Annotated in this window: 19 protein-coding genes and 2 pseudogenes; 7 read left to right on the top strand and 14 right to left on the bottom strand. The window is 68.1% G+C overall.

Annotated elements, in window-relative coordinates; genetic code table 11:
- Positions 1 to 85: 85 nt before the first annotated feature.
- Both BLU81_RS46370 and BLU81_RS46365 read right to left on the bottom strand, forming a co-directional pair.
- The gene (locus BLU81_RS46370; RefSeq protein ID WP_157752095.1) at positions 86 to 511 is read right to left on the bottom strand and encodes an HAD family hydrolase; all 426 of its coding nucleotides are present in this window, start codon (positions 509 to 511) and stop codon (positions 86 to 88) included.
- Between the two features lie 377 nt (positions 512 to 888).
- Entirely contained in the window at positions 889 to 1077 is a 189-nt protein-coding gene (locus BLU81_RS46365; RefSeq protein WP_092555998.1) for a DUF2795 domain-containing protein, read from the bottom strand.
- A 214-nt stretch (positions 1078 to 1291) separates the two neighbouring features.
- Between BLU81_RS46365 and BLU81_RS46360 the strand changes: the two genes are divergently transcribed.
- Together BLU81_RS46360 and BLU81_RS46355 are read left to right on the top strand one after the other, a co-directional pair.
- Positions 1292 to 1576: a hypothetical protein gene (locus BLU81_RS46360; protein WP_157752094.1), complete on the top strand. Its 285-nt coding sequence runs from the start codon at positions 1292 to 1294 to the stop codon at positions 1574 to 1576.
- A 288-nt stretch (positions 1577 to 1864) separates the two neighbouring features.
- Positions 1865 to 2236, top strand: coding sequence for an ArsR/SmtB family transcription factor (locus tag BLU81_RS46355; RefSeq protein ID WP_231953853.1), 372 nt, complete (start codon positions 1865 to 1867; stop codon positions 2234 to 2236).
- Positions 2237 to 2496: 260 nt separating this feature from the next.
- Here BLU81_RS46355 and BLU81_RS46350 read toward each other — a convergent pair.
- Positions 2497 to 3231 (bottom strand): annotated as a pseudogene (locus BLU81_RS46350) (amino acid transporter); the annotation flags it as partial.
- A 76-nt stretch (positions 3232 to 3307) separates the two neighbouring features.
- Between BLU81_RS46350 and BLU81_RS51320 the strand changes: the two are divergent.
- Positions 3308 to 3751, top strand: a complete 444-nt coding sequence (locus tag BLU81_RS51320; RefSeq protein WP_231953852.1) for a transposase — start codon at positions 3308 to 3310, stop codon at positions 3749 to 3751.
- Here the strand turns inward: BLU81_RS51320 and BLU81_RS46340 are convergent.
- From BLU81_RS46340 to BLU81_RS46330, 3 genes are all read right to left on the bottom strand, one after another.
- Positions 3735 to 6023, bottom strand: a complete 2289-nt coding sequence (locus BLU81_RS46340) for an MMPL family transporter (RefSeq protein WP_092555994.1) — start codon at positions 6021 to 6023, stop codon at positions 3735 to 3737. The two genes, BLU81_RS51320 and BLU81_RS46340, sit on opposite strands and share 17 nt — an antisense overlap.
- 123 nt (positions 6024 to 6146) lie before the next feature.
- A complete protein-coding gene (locus BLU81_RS46335; protein ID WP_092555992.1) occupies positions 6147 to 6419 on the bottom strand; it encodes a hypothetical protein in 273 nt (90 codons plus the stop codon).
- Entirely contained in the window at positions 6420 to 6770 is a 351-nt protein-coding gene (locus BLU81_RS46330) for an ArsR/SmtB family transcription factor (RefSeq protein WP_092555990.1), read from the bottom strand. It abuts the gene before it with no gap.
- A 297-nt stretch (positions 6771 to 7067) separates the two neighbouring features.
- Here BLU81_RS46330 and BLU81_RS51860 point away from each other — a divergent pair.
- A pseudogene (locus BLU81_RS51860) lies at positions 7068 to 7558 on the top strand (tyrosine-type recombinase/integrase); the annotation flags it as partial.
- Between the two features lie 9 nt (positions 7559 to 7567).
- Here BLU81_RS51860 and BLU81_RS48995 read toward each other — a convergent pair.
- A complete protein-coding gene (locus tag BLU81_RS48995) occupies positions 7568 to 7900 on the bottom strand; it encodes a hypothetical protein (RefSeq protein WP_157752092.1) in 333 nt (110 codons plus the stop codon).
- Positions 7901 to 8447: 547 nt separating this feature from the next.
- Here BLU81_RS48995 and BLU81_RS46320 point away from each other — a divergent pair.
- Complete coding sequence (locus tag BLU81_RS46320) at positions 8448 to 9644, top strand: ISAs1 family transposase (protein WP_092541649.1); 1197 nt, start codon at positions 8448 to 8450, stop codon at positions 9642 to 9644.
- 357 nt (positions 9645 to 10001) lie between these two features.
- Here the strand turns inward: BLU81_RS46320 and BLU81_RS48990 are convergent, their stop codons facing one another.
- Positions 10002 to 10265: a hypothetical protein gene (locus BLU81_RS48990; protein WP_157752091.1), complete on the bottom strand. Its 264-nt coding sequence runs from the start codon at positions 10263 to 10265 to the stop codon at positions 10002 to 10004.
- Between the two features lie 323 nt (positions 10266 to 10588).
- Between BLU81_RS48990 and BLU81_RS46315 the strand changes: the two genes are divergently transcribed.
- On the top strand, positions 10589 to 11686 hold the full coding sequence (locus tag BLU81_RS46315) for an IS701 family transposase (protein ID WP_092557431.1): 1098 nt from the start codon (positions 10589 to 10591) through the stop codon (positions 11684 to 11686).
- A gap of 313 nt (positions 11687 to 11999) precedes the next feature.
- Complete coding sequence (locus BLU81_RS46305; protein ID WP_092555988.1) at positions 12000 to 12686, top strand: ferritin-like domain-containing protein; 687 nt, start codon at positions 12000 to 12002, stop codon at positions 12684 to 12686.
- A 531-nt stretch (positions 12687 to 13217) separates the two neighbouring features.
- Here the strand turns inward: BLU81_RS46305 and BLU81_RS46300 are convergent.
- The 6 genes from BLU81_RS46300 to BLU81_RS46275 form a co-directional block, all read right to left on the bottom strand.
- A complete protein-coding gene (locus BLU81_RS46300; RefSeq protein WP_092555986.1) occupies positions 13218 to 14585 on the bottom strand; it encodes a HAMP domain-containing sensor histidine kinase in 1368 nt (455 codons plus the stop codon).
- Positions 14575 to 15270: a response regulator transcription factor gene (locus BLU81_RS46295; protein WP_092555984.1), complete on the bottom strand. Its 696-nt coding sequence runs from the start codon at positions 15268 to 15270 to the stop codon at positions 14575 to 14577. Before BLU81_RS46295 ends, BLU81_RS46300 begins: the two co-directional genes overlap by 11 nt.
- 146 nt (positions 15271 to 15416) lie before the next feature.
- A complete protein-coding gene (locus tag BLU81_RS46290) occupies positions 15417 to 15929 on the bottom strand; it encodes a DsrE/DsrF/DrsH-like family protein (protein ID WP_092555982.1) in 513 nt (170 codons plus the stop codon).
- A gap of 14 nt (positions 15930 to 15943) precedes the next feature.
- A complete protein-coding gene (locus tag BLU81_RS46285) occupies positions 15944 to 16258 on the bottom strand; it encodes a TusE/DsrC/DsvC family sulfur relay protein (RefSeq protein ID WP_092555980.1) in 315 nt (104 codons plus the stop codon).
- A 16-nt stretch (positions 16259 to 16274) separates the two neighbouring features.
- Positions 16275 to 17504, bottom strand: coding sequence for a type III sulfide quinone reductase, selenoprotein subtype (gene sqr / locus BLU81_RS46280; RefSeq protein ID WP_092555978.1), 1230 nt, complete (start codon positions 17502 to 17504; stop codon positions 16275 to 16277).
- A gap of 172 nt (positions 17505 to 17676) precedes the next feature.
- Complete coding sequence (locus BLU81_RS46275; RefSeq protein ID WP_092555976.1) at positions 17677 to 19350, bottom strand: FAD-dependent oxidoreductase; 1674 nt, start codon at positions 19348 to 19350, stop codon at positions 17677 to 17679.
- Between the last annotated feature and the right edge of the window lie 55 nt (positions 19351 to 19405).

Below are 19405 nucleotides of genomic sequence, written 5' to 3'. Positions count from 1 at the left end.
CCGCTCGGGTGAGACGCCGCGAGGGCAGACCCGCCCGCCGGGGTGCGCATCAGACCGCAACGGCCTCACCGCTACGGCGCCGCGATCAGGTGGTGGCGGTCAGCCATCGCGTCGCCGGAACGTCGTTGCGGTACGGCGCGTGGCGACCGGCGGGACTCTCGGCGCGGATACGAACGGGCCCCGGCCGTGGCGGCAGGAGCGCCAGGACGTCGACGAGGTCGCCCACCGTGGCTGGATTCCGGATGAGGCCGACGCCTGCCGACACCCCGCCATCACCACAGGTGACCCACAGGCACTGCTCAGACGGCAGATCCAGCGCGCGACACCCGGCCAGATACGCCGCGCCCAGGGGGCTGCTCGCCGGTCCGGCGAACACGACCACGTCGACATGCGCGGCGATCGGCGGCTCCCGGAACCCCGCCGCCAGATCCGGGTCCCAGCCAGCGATCACCCCGGTGGCGAATCCTCGATACCGCAGCACGGCGAGGACGGTGACAGCGTCCCGGCCCAACCACCCACCGACGGGTGCCGCTGCACGGCCCGCGGCGGTCACAGGCCCCGCCCCACCCGGCCGCTCGGAGCCGGGATCAGGCCCCGGCGACACACTCGGCGTGCCGCAGAAATCGAACAGCACGGCGCGGATGTCCTGGATCCGTGACGATGACTGCCTGCACCACATGACGCGCTCCCTCGGGTCGGGCCCGGCGGGACGCTGGCGCCGACAGTCCTGGATTGCCGTAGCGACGTCGCCCACCGAAGGCAAGGATCTCTCTCATGGCCGGTTGACAATTCAGATGAGGGGGCCACCCCGCGAACCCGAAGTGACCCTGACGCAGCGGGGCTGACACCTTGGCAGCATCGGCCCATCAGAGCCTGTGCCAAGGTCTGCTACCCGACGGGAAGGTCCGGCAGCTCGTACCACAAATCGCGGATCGTGCCGTAAGACCGTTTCGGCAGCTGCTCGAGGACGGCCAGGACCGCCGGCCGGGCCGCACTGACGGTGGCGGCGTCGAGCAGGCCGGCCGACGTGACGGGGCCTGCGGCGAAGGCGGTCTCGAGATGCTGGACGAGTTCCATACGGCTGACCGAATCCATACTCTTCCTTCCGTGGCACAGGGCGGGCCCGGATGCGGCCGCGTCGCCGCCCCCGGGGAGTATCAGCAAACTTATATCACTCTGTTATTACTTGCTAAGATTAGCAAGTCATCATTTGATGATATTCCCTGGCGTCGTCCGGCCGCGGACCGCTGACAGCCTGACGGCGCGGCGCGGCGCGAGCGAAAGCAAGGGGGTGTCCAGCCCATGCGACTGGTGGACGTGCAGGCATCGGACGAACACCGCACCGGCGGCGATCATCACCGTGCGGGCCGGGAACGACGAGCCGATGGCGTCGCTGCTGGACTTCCTCGAACACCTCTGGGGACTGCGACCACTGCCGCGGGCCGTACCGGGCCAGAAACGCATCCTGATACAGGTCGACGAGACGGCACTGCGGCGGCAGGCCCTGCGGCGCCGACGCGTGATCGGCCGCATCGACCGGCTGTGGACGACGACCAGCACGCCACCGCGAACGTGATACTCGCCGCGCTGCGCGTGGCCGTCATGACGCCGAGGCCGGCGGTGCTCACCCTCGCCGGCCCGAACCACGATGGCACCCCGACCTGCTCGCCGACCGCACCACCGTGATCGCCACCGCCGACGTGCCGGCCGGCCTCATCGGGGACAATCTCCTCGGCACGCACCGGCCACTACCCGACATCCTCGACCCGTAGGTCGTGGAAACAGTGGCCGCAGCCGTCGCCGCGGTGGAGTCCTCACGACGCCGAGCAGCACCTCAACCCACCGCTGACAGGCAGGAGGACCGATGATCAAGGGGACACTGGTGAGCAAACCGATCTACCAGCTGAAGGCCGAATTCTTCAAAACACTCGGACACCCGGCCCGGATCCGGGTCCTCGAACTACTCAGTGAACGCGAACACTCCGTCACCGAGATGCTCCCCGAGGTCGGGATAGAGCCGGCCCACCTGTCTCAACAACTCGCCGTGCTGCGACGCGCGAACCTCGTCACCACCCGCCGAGAAGGCTCCACCGTCTATTACACCCTCGCCAGCCCACACGTCGCCGACCTGCTGGCCGTGGCACGGCTCATCCTGTCCGGCGTCCTCACCGGACAGGCCGACCTCCTCCAGGCCCTGCATGCCACCGGCCCCACCGCTTCCGACCCCTCACGATAGACAGGGAATCAGAGAACATTCGCTCCTTGTCCCCTCGGCACCGGGCCGGAGCGCCGCCGGCAGGATTCGCAGAACCCTGGGCGTCGCGGACCGAGCATCAGGTCCGGCCGATCGGACCCGGGTGTGGTGGCCCATCTGATCGGTGATGGCGGTCAGCGACCGTACGCACCACCCGGACGCTGCACCGATCGTCGGTAGCGGCTTGGTGGGAGCCACCGGCCGCGATGTCGGGTACGAGGCCTTTCCGCGGCGGGCCGCGGTCAGCCGACGTGGATGCCGGGGCGCCGGTCGGGGTCCGGGTCGTGTTTGCGCAGGATCTCGCGGACGACGGGTGCCGTGTCGCCTCGGCCGAGCAGGAAGTAGCGGAACATGTGGACCAGTGCGCTGCCTTCGGCCCAGGCGAAGTAGAAGTAGCAGTGTGGCGTCACCCCCGATGGTCTCTCGCAGGGCGAGAAGGATCACGACGATCGTGTTGGGCCCGGCAGGGGCGCTCGCCCGCAGTACCCGGTGGCCGCCGACCTCGACGCCGTGAACGTGCAGGGTGTCGCTGAACTCTGCCGGGTCGACCACGTCGATCTCCAGGAACATCACGTCGGCGGTTCCGGCACCGGGTCGTGTCCGCGCTGTTCCCGTTCCTTGTCGGCGTACTCGGCGGCGTCACCGGCTTGCCGGCGGTTGGCGATGATGTTCAACGCTCCGTCGTAGGCCAGCGAATCGATGACGAACCGGCGGGCGGTCGGGTCGAACTCGATCCGGTCGGCCCGCAGCTCCGTGGTTCTGGTCACCTGTGAGATCAGCGAGACGACGATGATCCCCGCGATGAACATCCCCGAGATGGCGATGCCGTCCGGCTTGTCGATCACGTTCTTGACCAGCGCGTACAACAGGACCGCGGTCAGCGCCGCGAAGCCGGCTGCGGCAAGGTGCTGCTTGCCGCGTACGACGGTGATGGTGACGGCGAAGGCGCCGGAGACCGTCATCGCCAGAATGCCGGTTTCGGTTCCTGATCCGCGACCGGGACGGCACATACACCAGCACATTCGATGAGGTCTTCGCCGCCGCGGAATCACCGTGGTCAAGATCCCGCCACAGACACCGCAGGCGAACTGCTGCATCGAACGCTGGGGCCGCAGTCTCCGCGAGGAGTGCACCGACCGGCTGCTGACCTACCACGAACGACACGCCCTCGTGGTGGTCGGCGAGTACGTGGACCACTTCCACAATCACCGCCCGCAACAAGGCCGACAGCAGTCGCCGCCCAACCACAACCCGGCCGTCGTCATCGCGATGGACGCCCCTGTACGACGCCGACAACGCCTCGGCTGCGTGATCAACGGGTACCACCGGCCTGGAGGTCAGCTGCGCCCGGGCATAGGGCCGGCCCGCGAGGTTGACGGGACAACCGGCGGTCCGGAGGTGTCCCATGGAGGGACATATGCGGGCGTACGGCACCGGCCGTGCGCGCTGGGGACAGCGGCCGGTGCGGGAGGAAATCCGATCAGCGAACGCTGCTGACCGGGGCGGCCGGCTCGCGTTCCGGGGTCACGCCGCTGGTCTCGGTCTTGCCGGGCAGCCATTGCATCCACCGCGGTAGCTCCCAGGCCAAGCGCCCGAGCAGGGCCACGAACACGGGCAGCAACACCCCGCGCACCACGGTGGCGTCGATGATGATCGCCACCGCCATGCCGACCCCGAGCATTTTGTACTCGATGGCGCTGAGCAGCACGAACACCGCGAACACGGCGGTCATGATGACGGCCGCGCTGGTGACCACACCGGCGCTGTGGGCGACACCGTCGATGACGGCCTGCCGCGGAGCCGCACCGTTCACCCAGCGCTCACGGATCCGGCTGAGGATGAAGATGTGGTAATCCATGCTCAGGCCGAACAGCATGACGAACATGAACAACGGCAACCAGCCGACCACTCCGCCGTACGGGGTGAAGTCGAACAGCCCGGTCAGATGCCCGCCCTGGAACACCCAGGTCAGCACGCCGTAGGCGGCGCCGATGGACAGCAGGTTGAGCAGGATAGAGATGACCGGGATGGTCACCGACCGGAACGCCACGACAAGCAGCAGGAAGGCCAGGACGAGCACGAACAGGAAGACCCGGGGCGCCCGGTCGGTCATCTGCTCGGCAAAGTCGTGCGCCGTGGCGGTGCGCCCGGCGACGGCGTAGTCGATGCCGTCGACCTGGCCGACCGTCTCCGGCAGGATGCGTCCCCGCAGTTGGGTCAGGGCCTGCACGGAGGTCTCGTCGGTGCCGGAGCCGGCCAGCGGCAGCCGGACCACGAGAGCCTGGTCGACCTTGATGACGGCGACCGGCGCGGCGACCAGCCCGCCGGGCTCTCCAGCCCGGGTCTTGAGTTCGGCGATCGCACCGCGTACGGCCTCGGTGTCGGCGTCGCTGCCGTCCGGTTTCCAGATCACCACCTGGGACGGCGAGGCCGCCCCGGGGAAGGCCTCCTGCATCCGGACCGCGGCGTCCACGGTGGGCACCGTACGCGGCAGGCTGTTGATGACCGCCGGGTCCTGCGGGTGCATTTCGAGCGCCGGCACGGCCAACGCGAGCAGCCCGATCACGGCGACGCCACTCCAGATCAACGGGCGCCGCACGACGACCCGCGCCACGGCGGTCCACACCCGCGACTCCCGGGCCTCCGTGCGCCGGCGGCCCAGGAACGGCACCCGCAGGCTGTCGACCCTCCGGCCCAGCAGGCTGAGCAGCGCGGGCAGCACGCTGACCGACCCGACGACGGTCAGACCGACGACCAGGATCGTGCCGACGGTGAGACCGCGGAACACGCCGATGCCGGTGAAGAGCAGCCCGCTGAGACAGAGCACGACCGTCAGACCCGAGGCCAGGACGACCCGGCCGGAGGTACGGGCGGTGATGCGCAGCGCGGTGTGCACGTCCCGGCCGGCAAGCCGTTCCTCACGTTCACGCCGCAGATAGAACAGGCAGTAGTCGATGCCGACCGCCATGCCGATGAGCAGCACCATGGCGTTGACCGCGCTGTTGATCGGCAGCCAGTGGTCGATGATCTGCAGCAGCCCGAAGGTGGCGATCACCGCGGTCGCCGAGAGGAGCAGCGGGATGGACGCCGCCACCAGCGAACCGAAGACGATCAGCAGGATGATGAGGCTGATCGGCAGCGCCAGGACGTGCGAGGTCTGGAAGTCGTCCTTGATGGAGTTGTCCACCGCCGCCGACAGGCTCCGGTCGCCGGCCTGCACGATGCGGATCCCGGGATGCGCGTCGGCGGTCGTGGCGACGGCCCGCACCGCGGCCTGGTAGTTGGGTTCGACCTCCTGCGGCGTGCCCGCGATCTGGAAGGTCACCAGCGCCGAGCGGCCGTCGGCGGACACCAGGTCGGACCGGTCGGATCCGAGCGGGGAGCCGATGTCGGTAACCGCTGCCGAGGTGCCCTGCAGTGCCTGGACCAGGTCCTGGGCGGCCTTCTGGAGTTCGGGGTTCTCGCGGAACCCGGCGCCTCCGCCGTCCTGGGTCTGGATGAGGACGCTCTCCCGCACGGGGTTGTAGCCGTCCTGCTCGATCAGCGCCCGGGTCGCGGTGCCGGCCTCGCCTGGGTCGATGTTGCGCGCCCCCTCACCTGAGGCGAGCGAACTCGAGGCGATGGCGAGCAGGACCAGAAGGCACCAGCCGACGATGGCCTTGACCGGATGACGGGCGGACCAGCTGACGATCCGCTCCACGAAGGATGCTGACGGCGGGTCGCTACCGGCATTCGCCGGATCACCGTCCGAGGGTCCTTTGCGCAGCATGGAGTAATGTCCTTCCCCAGAGCAGGAGCGTTGCGAGGAACTCGCCGCGAGGCGAGGTGATGCTTCTATTCCGGGTCGTCGAGTTGCAGCTCGACGACCCGGTCTGCGTTGGGCTCGCCTCGGTTACTCGACCTGCTTGAGCACCGTCTCGATGTGTTGCATCCGGCTCCGCAGGTCGGCGAGGTGCTCGTTGACCTGCACCAACTGCTGGGAGATCGACTCCTGACCGGTGACGACCTGCTCGGCCAGCTTCCGGTACTCGGCCTCTCGACTCAGTTGCACCCGAGCCCGCATCCTCCCGCCCACCTGCGTCCCTACGACGACGATCAAGACGATCAGCAGAGCGAAGACGCCGACAGCACCGACAACCTCGGTCCAGTCGCTGCTGCTAGTCATTTACTCGGTTCCCTTCTTGGCGTCCGTTTCGAGAGCGTCGAGACTCGTCAGCGTGCTGGCCGCGCCTTGAATGACCCGAGGAGTGAGCGTTAGGTCGAATGGAACGACCTCGTAGAACTTCAGCGCCTTGCCATCCTCGGACAGCTCGAGGTCCGACGAGACCAGCCCGACCGACTCCAGCTTGCGCAGGTGAACTTGTAACAGCGCACGGCTGATGCCGAGCTCCCGAGCCAGCCGGCTGACGTAGTTGCGGCCACCCGTGAGCGCGGCCACGACACGCATGCGGTGCGGGCTGGCGAGCGCCGCCAGGATTCGCACCAGCTCATCGCCACCCGGCGACGAGGCCGTCATAACAACACCCAGCACATGCAAAAGAAATTTAGCAGGTGACCCGCTGATTGGACACAGAGGATGGTACGGAGTTTCGCAACTGGCCTCTGACCTGCACCGATAAGGCGCGGAACCCCGATCCGGTCCCGCACTTCGCCGGTTCGCTACCACATCGGACCAGCTGATTCTGGACGTCTCGGTCAGGCTCAACCAACTCGTGACCACCTTGGTGACGGTGACCGGGTGTCGGGTGCGAATCCCGAGCCGTTGGTCCAGACATAGATTTCGCCCACCAGCCACGCGCTCCTGGATGGTGACGGCCGGCCCCGCGAATACCAGCAGGGCGAGGACGAGCTGGACGACCCACGCCCTCGCCCTGCCGAGCTGGGAAGCGTTGACCACCCTCGCCGATGCCCTGGTGGCCCGGGCGCGGGACACGTGCACCGGGCGGGGCCACATCGTCATGTTCGCCGCATGCACAGCGGCCCGCACCGGCGAAGTGTCCGGAGTCCGCGCGGGCGACATCGACCACGCCACCTGGACGTGGACCGCACGCCGGCAGACCACTCCCGGACCGGGCGGACTCATCGACGACGCTGGGATACGAACACCTGCGACGCCACGACCTACGGCACACCGGCCTTACCTGACTCGCCGACGCCGGAATGAAACCACACGTCCTACGCAAGATCGCCGGACACGGATCACTGACCACCACGCAGCGATATCTGCACCCCGACCAGCGGTCTGATCAGGCAAGAGTGCTGAAAGGCCGCCGGTCAGGCGATATACCTGGGCCAGCGGCCTTTCCTGTTCGGTCAGAGCGAGATCACGACGACGAAGGGAGTCACGGCGGCGAGGGCGCACGCCGGCCAGAACCAGCGTCCCGGAACGTCCGCGTTCGGCCACAGGAACTTGTTCCGCCACAGCAGCCAATTGACGCCCACCCAGAAGAGCGCGGACCCCAGAATGAGCGGCACCAGAGTCAACGACAGAGCAAGCGGGCCATCGTTCTCGGTCGACTCCCGAACCTCCCAGTGCAGCCCTGCCAGGGGCCCGTTACCCAGGTAGTAGTAGGTCAGGAAGATCGAGACGATCCCCGGCACACCCATTACCAGGTTCACGCTGACAGCGACCCACAGTCTCCGCATGTTGCCCATCCCTCGTCACCGCTACCCAGATTGGTGACGTCCTCGTCGACCCCACCGCCGTCCAGCATGGTGTCGTTGTACCGCGGGCGTCCGAGCACTTTCGGCCATATCTTCTCAAGCCCATCGAAGCTCTCCGCTGCGGCACAGCTGACATAGCGCGGATCCTCAGCGCCCACCAACGTGTCCCGCGCTCCCCAGACGGCCCCCACCTGCGTGCCATCTGAGCAGGCAAAACAGCAGTCAAGGAGTCCACGGATGTGTCGTCTGGTCCCTAAACGGCCCCCAAATGCACTCAACCAAGTAGGAATTTGAGGATCAAGCGCAGTAACGAGAAAGGCCGCTGACCAGTCAATATACCTAGGCCAAGGCCTTTATTGATCGGTCGGGCTGACAGGATTTGAAACCTGCGCCCCCTGACCCCAGCTCACGGCCGTTTCAAGATCGATAGTTGCGGTGAGTGATGGTGGCGGCTTCAGCGTGTCGGATATGGACGAAGCTCCGTTGAGACCAGGTCTTTCCACGGAACTGGTTCAAACGGAGCTTCGTCGTGCCGCAGTCTGTCATCCCCACCACCGATCCAGCATCGTCGGCGACCGTCGGCGAGGCCTCGTTCACGCCTTCGTGTCACGGTCTGCTGGAGTTGTTCCTCGCCGTTTCTGACGGCCGTTCGGACCAGGGCCGTGATCATCCGGTCGCGGTCGTGCTCGCGCTGGTCGCGGCGGCCACGGTAGCCGGTTTGAAGGGCTACAGCGCGATGAGCGGCTGGGTCGCCGACGTGCCCTGCCACATCCTCGACGGCCTGTACACGCGGGCCGAAGCCCGCCCGGCAGGGCGGCCATCACGCTCGACACTCTGGCGGGTCTGCACCGACACCGACACCGATGTCCTGGACGCGGTGATCGCCGAGTGGACCACCACCCAGCAGACCGCCACCAGCACCGACACCCCGATCCAGGTGCGCCTGGACGGCAAGACCGTCCGCGGCGCCGTCGACATCGACGGTGAACAACTGCACCTGCTGTCCGCTCTGGCCGGCCCACCGCACCAGGGATCAGCGGCCGTCGTCATCGCCCAAGCGCCGACCGACGGCGCCAAGACCCGCGAACCGGCCACCGCCCGTGCCCTGCTCGAGTCTCTCGACCTACGCGACGTCACGGTCACCGCCGACGCCCTGCACACCGTCAAAGCCACCGCCGAACTCATCCACCAGCAGGGTGGCCACTTCGTCCTACCGGTCAAAGAGAACCGGCACGCCCTGTTCGACGCCCTCGACGCCCTGCCCTGGACCGACACTCCGATCGGCCACGAGAGCACTGACACCGGGCACGGCCGCACCACCCGCCGCACCATCCGGGTCCTACCCACTCCACCCGGCCTGCCGTTCCCGCACGTCAAACAGGTCTGGCTGATCGAACGCTACGTCACCCACAGCAACGGCAAACAGTCCGCAGCCGCACAACTCGGCGTCACCAGCCACCCCGCCGACCAAGCCGGACCCGCCGAACTGGCCGCGTTCAACCGCGGCCACTGGGCCATCGAAACCCTGCACTTCATCAGGGACACCTGCTACCGCGAGGACCACTCCCACGTCCGCACCCGCTCCGGACCCCGCGTCCTCGCATCGCTACGCAACCTCGCCATCAACGCCCTACGCCTGGCAGGCCGCACCGACATCACCGAAGCCACCCGCTGGGCCAACCGCGACATGACCAGGCCATTCACCATCCTCGGTCTCACCAGATGATGTTGAAACGACCGTGGACCCCAGCTATACAACGATTGCGTCAAGTAACATCAACTTATATCATTTCATATGCGGATCCGGACAGAAAAACATCACCATGCCGTCCGATTTCAACCAATCCCAGTAAATTGATCAAGACTGTGAAAAGGAATGTGAACACGCCCCATCAAGTGGGGTGCCTGCCGTTCGGTCCACGCAAGCATTATGGAGAAACGAAGGCGCTTGTGCGCTGCCGAGCGGGATGGCCATTCCCACACTGGCCCAAATCGGGATTCGAGTCTACTCAGGGCGCGGGAACAGGGTTGGCACCTCGACCACTTGACAGCCCATGAGAAGCGCACCCCTCCCCCACCATGATTAGGCGAAACGATCCAAATCGAACCCGCCTGCGAACAGCATATCGCCATTTGGTCTATCGGCCAGCTTCACGGCCACCTCCTCCGCCATCACCAGGTGCCACCGTCGAGGGCTAACCATGATGGAGTCAGTTCTGCCAGGCGGACGCTCGGGTACGGTGACCAGTTCGGCAATCCGGTCACCGGCCTGTCGAAGCCGGACGGCGCTGACCTTTGCGTAGTAGCGCACAGGCCGTTTGGTGGCCGACCGCAGGGGCTTCAGCACCGTGATCGTGTCGTCAGGTCCAGCCCATTTTCGGTGCTCGCCGGCTGTCCGATGCGCCGCACAGCGGTGTGGTCGGGGTTGCGCCCAGACCAGGAGCGCAGCGGCTTGGCCTGACGAAAGTCTCGCTGCGGGCATAGTCGACTGCGCCGCTTGTCTCCGGCTCTGCACCCGGTCCCCGGCGTCGGCCGTCTGAACGTCGTGAAGCCGATGACCCCTAGTACTGCAACGGCGGGTCGCCACTTCGTGTGGTTCTGAATCGTTTGCTGGGCGTGGTGACGGCTGAACAGGTAGGCGGCTGGGACGATGACCTCTGGGATTTCTTCCTGGGGTTTTCGCATTGGTTCAGCCGGGCGGATGTCCGGTGGCAGGCGTGGAAGTATCTGCGGGGGTTGATGGCGCCGATCGAGCGGCGTAGTGGCTGGAGTCTGGCCGAGCATGCCGGTGACGCGACGCCGGACAAGATGCAGGGTTTGCTGGTCAGCCGGTGTCTGGACCGGGACAAGCTGCGTGATGAGGTGCGGTCCGCGCTGGTGGCGGCGATCGGCGATGAGGCCGGGGTGCTGGTCGCTGACGAGACCGGCTTCATCAAGAAGGGAAGATCATCGGCCGGTGTTCAAAGGCAGTACACCGGAACGACCGGGAAGATCGACAACTGCCAGCTCGGGGTGTTCCTGACCTACCACACCCGGCATGGGCGGGCACACGTCGACCGGGAGTTGTACCTGCCGAAGTCCTGGACCGACGACCGGGACCGGTGCCGGCGTGCGCACATCGGCGACGACGTCCCGTTCGCCACCAAACCCGAGCAGGCCAGGTCCATGCTGGAACGTGCGGTCGACGCGAAGGTGCCGTTCGCCTGGTTCACCGGCGACGAGGCGTACGGCCAGAACCGGGCACTGCGCGAATGGTGTGAACAGCAGGACATTCACTATGTGCTGGCCACCCGTAAGGATCATGAGGTCGCGTCCGGGCTGCACACCACCACCCGCGTCGACGCGTTGATCGGCAAGGTCCGGGCCGGGGCCTGGCGGCGGATGTCCTGCGGTGACGGCGCCCACGGCCCGCGTGTCTACGACTGGACGAGTGTCCCGATCCGCACCGAGTTCGAGCATGGCCGGCGTGGCTGGGTGCTGGCCCGGCGCAGCATCAGCAGCGGCGAACTGGCGTACTACGTGTGCTTCGGCCCGCGCGGCACCCGGCTGCGCAGGCTGGTGGCCACGGCGGGCGCGAGGTGGGCGGTCGAGGAATCGTTCCAGATCGCGAAGAACGAGGCCGGCATGGACCAGTACCAGTTCCGCCGCTACGACGCCTGGTACGCCCACATCACCCTGTCCATGGCCGCCGCCGCGTTCCTGACCATCACCCGCGCCCGCGAAGCCGAAAAGGGGGCACCACCGGCGACCACGGCCAGGACGGCCTGATCCCACTGACCGTCAAAGAGATCAGACACCTACTCGCCGTCCTGATCCTGACCGCGAAGAACACCACCAAGCATGCCTTGGCCTGGTCGAACTTCCGACGACGTTGCAACCACCGCGCCCGAACTGCCCACTACCGCAAACGACTCAGCACGCTCGGAAGCTACGAGCCGCCGTAGCAGTACTAGACGGGGTTTCCGTGGTGTCTGTGCGTCTGTCGCGGAGTCTCCATGGGGTCTCCACATCGGTTCCATCCGGCCCACACAGCGCGGGGTCACGGTAGGGGTGTCAGCTGGAACGATGAGTGGAGGAAACGATGAGGACGACGACACGCAGGGCTGCAGTTCTGGTCGCCGCCGGTGCGCTCGGCCTCAGTGGGCTCGCCGCGGCGTCGGCGATGGCCGCGGCGAGTCCGTTCGCCGGCCACCCGGTGGTGGCGGCAACACCCGGACCGGGATGGTCCGACGGCATGGGCTCGGGGTACGGCAAGGGAGGTTCCGCGATGATGGGGATCGGTGCCCGTGACGGGTCCTGCCTCGAAGCGCCGATCGCCGCCGCGAAAGGCACCCTCTCCGAGGCGCAGAAGACGACGCTGGTCGCCATGGCGCAGGAGGAGAAGGCGGCGCACGACTTGTACACGGCGTTCGCCGGCAAGTATGACGCGATCGTCTTCGACCGGATCGCCGCCTCGGAGGCCCGGCACCTGACCACGGTGCGGACGCTGTTGTCCCGGTACGGCGTCGCCGACCCGACGACGGGCGAGCCCGCCGGGAAGTTCAGCGACCCGGCTGCGCAGGCGAGCTATGACACGCTGCTGGCGCAGGGCCAGGCCGGCCAGGCGGCCGCGCTGCAGGTGGGCGTGACGGTCGAGCAGACCGACATCGCCGACCTCACCGCCGCCCTGGGCGGGCTGAGCGCCCCCGACGTCACGCAGGTCTACACCCAGCTGCGGATGGCTTCGCAGCATCACCTGGCCGCGTTCCAGAACTGGTCCACCCGGTGACAGGGTGCGGTCGGCGGCGGGGTTCACACCCCGCCGCCGACCGCAGGAACGAGTTCACCCCCGGGTCCTTGATCCGGTGCACGGATTTGCCGATCCGCGCGGTCGAGTTGGGCTTCTCCAGGTTGCGCAGGCGACACGTTCGTAGGCCAGGGTGATTTCGGCGAGGGCGCCGTCGGCAGGGTGCGGACGGCCTGCAAGGTGGCTGGCGCGGAGTTCGTCAATGAACTCCTGCCACAACTCAGGACCGCCGTCAGCGAGGAGTCGGGCGCGGTGTGATGGATCGGGTGATGTCGGGAGCAATCGGGAACCCCGGATACCGACATGGGCCATGAGCGGCACGAGTTCAATCGCCGCCTCGGCGAGCCGGAGTCGAGCAAGCACGACGATGGAAGGGCCAGCGCCGGCCAGGTGGGTGACAGCGACGGTGGGAGCCGCAGGTCTAGCCGGGTGGCTCGTTCGCGGCGTGTCCATCGGGTGTGCCGTGGCACCAGGGCGGTCAGCCTGCCTGGGGACCACGTCGGGAGCGGCGGCCTATCGATCTGCCCGGGCCGTGCGCGCGAACGGGAGTTGGATGGTGATGGTGGTGCCCCCGGCGGGTGGTGAGGCCGCCGAGACGGTGCCACTGTGGGCGGTGACCAGTTCGCGGACCACGGCGAGGCCGATGCCGGAGCCGGCGACGGATCGGGCCCGGTGGCCGCGCCAGAGTCGCTGGAAGACGTGCGGGAGTTCGTCGGCGGGGATGCCGGGGCCGGTGTCGGTGATCTCCAGGACGGCGACGTCGCCACTGCGGTGCCCACTGATGGTGACGCGGTCGCCGAGGCGGCAGTACCGGGCGGCGTTGGCGAGCACGTTTGTCACGGCCTGGTGCAGCCGGTCCGGGTCCGCGTACACGGGCAGCGCGACCGTCAGGTCCGTGTCGGCGCGCAGACCGGCGGCGTCGAGCAGGCCCTGGTACGCGGCCACCGCGGTTCGGGCGATGTCGGCCAGGTCGGTGTCGGTGCGGCGCAGTGACAGCGCGGCGGACTCGGCCGCGGACAGGTCCGCGAGGTCCTGCACCACACGGCCCAGGCGCAGTGTCTGGTCGTGCAGGGCGGCAAGGCGTTCGATGCCCGGTTCGCGCAGGCCGTCGCGGAGTTCTTCGAGGCCGGCCTGCAGCGCTGCGAGCGGGGTGCGCAGTTCGTGGGCGACGTCGGCGGCGAGGCGGCGCCGGACCTGACCGGCGCGGACCACCTCGTCGGCCATGGTGTCGAACGCGTCGGCGAGTTCACCGAGTTCTCCCGGGCCGCCGGTACGTGCCCGGGCGGCGGGTTCGCCGGCGGCGAACCGGCGAGCCGCCCCGATGAGGGCGTGCAGCGGCCGGGTCAGTCGCCGGGTCACGTAGCCGGCGGCGAGCAGGGCGGTGAGCAGCGCCACGGCGGCGGCGCCGAGCACCCAGGACCAGGCCACCGCCCGCCCGGCGGTGGCGGTCGTGGTGAACGCGAGCCGGACGTCGCCGACGCTCCGCCCGTCGGTGATGACGGGGGCCTCGACCACGGTCGGGGCAGCGTGCATCCCGTTCATCCCCGGCCCCATTCCCCGGCCCGGCCAGACCATCTGGTCATCGCCGTCGCGCACGACGAGTCCGGCGCCGGCGGCACCAGCGATCGCCGACGCGGCGGTCAGGTCGGCACCGGCCCAGCCATCGGCCCGCTGATAGGCGACGGCCGCGGCTTCGGCGGTACGGGCCGCGGCTTCCCGGCGGTCGTTCTGCTGGGCGCTGGTCAGACCTTGGGCGGTACCGACCAGCGCGGCGGCGGTCAGGACGGCGACCGAGGACAGCGCGACGAACAGGAACGCAGCGAGCAACCGCCGCCCGAGCGGACTGCGTAGCGGGCCGTAGAACCAGCGGTCAGTGATCACGGGACCACCCGAGCCGGTATCCGACGCCGAGGACGGTCTCGACGATCTCGGCGCCGTTGTCGCCGAGTTTGCGGCGCAGGTTCTTCACGTGCGAGTCGATGGTGCGTTCGTAGCCGGCAAACTCGTACCCGCGGACCCGGTTGACCAGTTCGTAGCGGGAGAACACCCGGCCCGGGATGGCGGCCAGGGCGGTCAGCAGGCCCCACTCGGTAGGGGTCAGTTCCAGCGCGATCCCGTCCAGGTGCGCTTCGTGCCTGGTGTCGTCGATCCGCAGCCGTCCGCCGCCGAAGGCCGGCGACTCGGGCCCGCCGCTGTCGGCGCCCTGGGTGCGGTGCAGGACGGCTTTGACCCGCAGGACGAGTTCGGTGGGGCTGAACGGTTTGGTGACATAGTCGTCGGCACCGCGGCGCAGCCCGTCGATGCGGTCCTCGACCTGGCTGCGCGCGGTCAGCACCACCACCGGCACCTCCTGTTGCTGGCGGGCGGCAGCCAGGACCTCCAGCCCGTCCACATCGGGCAGGCCGAGATCGAGCACGACCAGGTCGACTCCGCCGCCGGCGAGCAGGCTCAACGCCTCGGCGCCGGAGCCGGTGGTGTGCACGGTGCAGCCGTCGCGTTCGAGGTAGCGGCGGACGACTTCCCGCAGTTCCCGATCGTCCTCGACCACGAGAACCACACCGGACATGACTTCGTGACCTCCTCCGGCTTCTCGGTCCGTGAACTGCGCGGTGACCGACGGCGTCCCGATCGGATCCGGCGGACGTCACACCCCCCGGCCGTCGGCGTGGACGGCAGGTCGACGCCGTCCTGTGCGCTGGCAACGACGTTGTCCTAGATGAACAGGAGCTGCGCGCCGTGGGTCTTCTCGATGAAGTCGGCGGCGTTGATGATGTCTTCGACGCCGTCGTAGAGGTCGGGCTTGGCCAGGTGCATCATGTCGGCCGACATCCGGCAGGCCCACAGGTGGCCGCCGGAGGCGACGATCTGCTCCAGGAAGTCGGGCACCTCGGGCACTCCCGCGTCGGCGATCTGCTTCTTCATCTGGTGGGTGGTGACAGCGGTCATCCCGGGCAGGCCGCCGATCCCCTGTGGCAGGTGGGTGGCGGTGTTACCCAGCATCGTGAACTTCAGATCGGCCATCCGCGACTTGGTGATCATGTCGAAGCCCCAGAAAGTGAAGAACAGGTGGGTCTCGACGCCTTCGCCGAGGGCGGCGTTGGCGAGGATGAGGCCGGGGTAGGCCATGTCGAGGGTGCCCTTGGAACAGATGATGGCGAGTTTGCGGCCGGCGCTCTGCTCGTCGTCGAAGTTCGGGATGATCGCCGGTGCGGCATCATTGGTCATGGCGGTGCTCCGTTTCAGACGCAGCCGTGTGGTTTGGGCAGGCCGGCGATGTAGGCCATCTTCTTGGCCGGCTTCTTGGGGAACAGCGCGAACAGTTGCCTGGTCGGGATACCGCCCAGCGTGGAGACGCGGCGCAGGGTGGCGGTCTCGCCTTGGGTGGCGTAGTCGTCACGCAGGAATGTGAGTGCTTTGAAGTGCGCGTCGGTCAGGTCGATGCCGATCTGCGCGGCCAACCGCTTGGCCAGGTCGGGGTCCCATTCGTCGTAGACGGTCAGGAATCCTTCGTCGTCGACGTGGATGTCGCGGCCGGCGATGGTGGTGACGGGCATGACTGCTCCCTTCGGGTCACGGGGTTTGCTTGCCGGCCATCGACATGTGCGCTGGCAACGGGATCGGCCGCCCGGGCAGGAGCACGTTCCAATACATCCAGCGGAACGCGAGCTTGCCCCAGTGGTTCACGGCCGTCTCGTCGAGTAGCCGGAACGGGCCGGCGACCGGTATCGGGTAGCTGCCCGGCAGGGGTTCGGTGTCGTAGTTGAAGTCGATGAGCAGCGCTTTGCCGTCGCCGGACTCGACGAAGCAGTTGGCGTGGCCGTCGAAGCGTCCGGTCATCGGGGTGCCGGCCGCGTACTCGACGAAGTTGTCGGCGAAGACTTCGACGGAGAAGTGAGCGACCGACCCGGCTTTGGAGGTCGGGATGTCGTTGGCGTCGCCGAGGGCGAAGATGTTGTCGTACGCCTTGGCGAGCATGGTGTGCCGGTCAACGGGCACCAGGTTCAGCTCGTTGCCGAGCCCCGAACGGGCCACGTAGTCGGCGCCCATGTTCAGCGGCACGGTGACCAGCAGATCGAAGGCGATCTCCCGCTCGTCGTAGGACACGAGCCTCTTGTCCTCGATGCGTTCGACCAGGAAGTCCGGTTCGACGGTGATCTTCCGGTCGTCGAGCATCGAGCCGAGCCGCGCGGCCGCGATCGGTTTGGTGAACGCCCCGGGCAGCGGGGTGGCGTACACCAGTTCGACCCGGTCACGCAGGCCACGCCGGCGCAGGTGGGCATCGGCGAGAAGGGTGAACTCAAGTGGCGCGACCGGGCACTTGATCGGCATGTCGGTGATGTGCACGACCAGTCGGCCGCCGTCGAACGTGTCGAGGGCGTGCGCCAGCGCGAGCGCACCGTCGTAGGTGTAGAAGTCGAAGATGCTGCGGCGCCACCGGCCGCCGTCGAGCATGCCCGGTGTCTGGTCCGGCCGGGGTGTGACGCCGGTAGCGATCACCAGGTAGTCATAGGGCAGCGACCGGCCGTCGGACAACAGCACCCGATTGTCCGCCGGGTCCACCCTGTCGACCTCGCCACGGATCAGTTCCACTGTGTCGGAGATCAACGACCGGGTCGGCTTGACGACCTGAGCCGGCGCGTAGATGCCGAATGGCAGGAACAGGTAGCCCGGCTGGTAGAAGTGTGTGTCGCCGGGCTCGACCACGGTGATCTGCCAGTCCGGGGCGAGCAGCCGGTGGCGCAGCTTGTTGACCACCATCGTGCCCGCTGTACCGGCACCCAGTACGAGCAACCGTCGCATTGCGCTCACCTCACAGGCTCTGATACCCCCCACGGTATCTACGGGGCGGGCGGCGCCGTAGAGGACTAAGCCCTCTTCAGTGCAGGAGCGCCATCGACCCGCTGCACCGTGGTGCCTCGACATCCACCGGTCGCCGCCTTCAGCGGCGGCGCCGTCTCATCCGGTGGCAGGTTCACTCCGGACGGCGGCCGTACAGGGACTCGTGGGTCTCTGATGGTGGACGTGCCGCATTGCCGGCTTGCCAGGTGCGGTAGCCGCCGTCGAGGTTGATGGCTCGGTGGCCGAGGCCGGTGAGCAGGGCGGTGGCGGTGTGGCCGCGCTGGCCGACCTGGCAGTAGACGATCAGGTCGCTGTCGGGCAGGTCGTCGAGGTGGTCGCGCAGTTCGTCGAGTGGCAGATTGATCGAGCCGGGGATGTGCCCGGCGGAGTGTTCCGCGGCGGTGCGCACGTCGACCAGGGTGGCGCCGTCGGCGAGGGCGTCGTCGAGTTCGTGCCATTGCAGGCTGTGCTGGCCGTCGGTGCGCAGGTTGTCGGCGATGTAGCCGAGCATGTTGACCGGATCCTTCGCCGAGCCGAAGGCGGGCGCGTAGGCGAGTTCGAGGTCGGCGAGGTCCGCGGCGGTCAGGCCTGCGCGGATCGCGGTCGCGAGAACGTCGATGCGTTTGTCGACGCCGTCGCCGCCGACGGCTTGAGCGCCGAGGATCCGCCCGTCGTGGGGGTCGAACAGCAGTTTGAGCGACATCGGCTGGGCGCCCGGGTAGTAGCCGGCGTGGGACGCGGGGTGGGTGTGGATCGCATGGTAGGGGCGGCCGGCTGCGCGGAGGCGCTTCTCGTTCCAGCCGGTGACGGCGACGGTCAGGTCGAAGATCTGCACGATGGCGGTGCCGAGGCGCCCCTGCAGACGGCCGGGGCGGCCGGCGATCGTATCGGCGGCGAGGCGTCCTTGCCGGTTGGCGATGTTGGCCAGAGGGATCAGTGTGGTTTCGCCGTCGATACGGTCGATCTTCTCGACCGCGTCGCCGACGGCGAAGATGTGCGGGTCGCTGGTTCGCATCGCGTCGTCGACGGCGATACCGCCGCGCGGGCCGATGGCCAGTCCGGCGGCCCGGGCCAGGCCGGTCTCCGGGCGTACGCCGATGGCCAGCAGGACCAGGTCGGCGTCGAGGTGCCGGCCGTCGGTGAGTTCGACCGCGGCGGGCAACACCTTGGTCAGGGCGGTGCCGCAGTGCACGCGGACGCCGTGGCGGCGCAGTTCTGCGTGGACCGCGGTGACCATCTCCGGGTCCAGGGGCGCGAGCACCTGCCGGTCGAGTTCGACGAGGTCGACCGGCAGCCCGCGACGGCGCAGGTTCTCCGCGGTCTCCAGGCCGATGAATCCACCGCCGACCACCACGGCGGTCCTGGGCCGTTGCTCGGCGATCAGGGTGGTGAGCCGATCGGCGTCGGTGACCGACCGTAGGGTCATCGCTCGTTCGATGCCGGGCAGGTCCGGCACGAACGGCGCCGCCCCCGGGCTGAGCACCAACCGGTCGTAGTGCTCCTCGTACCGTCGGCCGCCGTCGATCTCACGCACCTGTACGGCTTGCCGGTCGCGGTCGATGGCGGCGACCTCGGTGCGGACCCGGACGTCGAGGTCGAAGCGGGCGCGCAGGCTGTCGGGTGTGTTCAGCAGCAGAGCCTCGCGGTCGGCGATCACGCCGCCGACGTGGTAAGGCAGGCCGCAGTTGGCGTAGGAGACGTGTTCGCCGCGTTCGAACACCACGATGTCGGCCTCGGGGTCGAGGCGGCGCAGCCTGGTCGCCGCTGACATCCCGCCGGCCACGGCGCCCACGATGACGGTCTTCATCTCTGTTCTCGCTTCCTGGCCTATGACAACTCTGCACCGAAGATACCCCTGGGGG

The sequence above is a fragment of the Actinoplanes derwentensis genome (assembly GCF_900104725.1).
In the GTDB taxonomy this organism is placed as follows: Bacteria; Actinomycetota; Actinomycetes; order Mycobacteriales; family Micromonosporaceae; genus Actinoplanes; species Actinoplanes derwentensis.
This window is presented reverse-complemented; position numbering and strand designations above follow the sequence as displayed.

Coding starts and splice junctions, on each gene's coding strand:
- BLU81_RS46340 (WP_092555994.1), bottom strand. CDS start 6,023: ATGCTGCGCAAAGGACCCTCGGACGGTGATCCGGCGAATGCCGGTAGC.
- BLU81_RS48995 (WP_157752092.1), bottom strand. CDS start 7,900: ATGCGGAGACTGTGGGTCGCTGTCAGCGTGAACCTGGTAATGGGTGTG.
- BLU81_RS46330 (WP_092555990.1), bottom strand. CDS start 6,770: ATGACGGCCTCGTCGCCGGGTGGCGATGAGCTGGTGCGAATCCTGGCG.
- BLU81_RS46335 (WP_092555992.1), bottom strand. CDS start 6,419: ATGACTAGCAGCAGCGACTGGACCGAGGTTGTCGGTGCTGTCGGCGTC.
- BLU81_RS46285 (WP_092555980.1), bottom strand. CDS start 16,258: ATGCCCGTCACCACCATCGCCGGCCGCGACATCCACGTCGACGACGAA.
- BLU81_RS46275 (WP_092555976.1), bottom strand. CDS start 19,350: ATGAAGACCGTCATCGTGGGCGCCGTGGCCGGCGGGATGTCAGCGGCG.
- BLU81_RS46365 (WP_092555998.1), bottom strand. CDS start 1,077: ATGGAACTCGTCCAGCATCTCGAGACCGCCTTCGCCGCAGGCCCCGTC.
- BLU81_RS46290 (WP_092555982.1), bottom strand. CDS start 15,929: ATGACCAATGATGCCGCACCGGCGATCATCCCGAACTTCGACGACGAG.
- BLU81_RS46305 (WP_092555988.1), top strand. CDS start 12,000: ATGAGGACGACGACACGCAGGGCTGCAGTTCTGGTCGCCGCCGGTGCG.
- BLU81_RS46295 (WP_092555984.1), bottom strand. CDS start 15,270: ATGTCCGGTGTGGTTCTCGTGGTCGAGGACGATCGGGAACTGCGGGAA.
- sqr (WP_092555978.1), bottom strand. CDS start 17,504: ATGCGACGGTTGCTCGTACTGGGTGCCGGTACAGCGGGCACGATGGTG.
- BLU81_RS46355 (WP_231953853.1), top strand. CDS start 1,865: ATGATCAAGGGGACACTGGTGAGCAAACCGATCTACCAGCTGAAGGCC.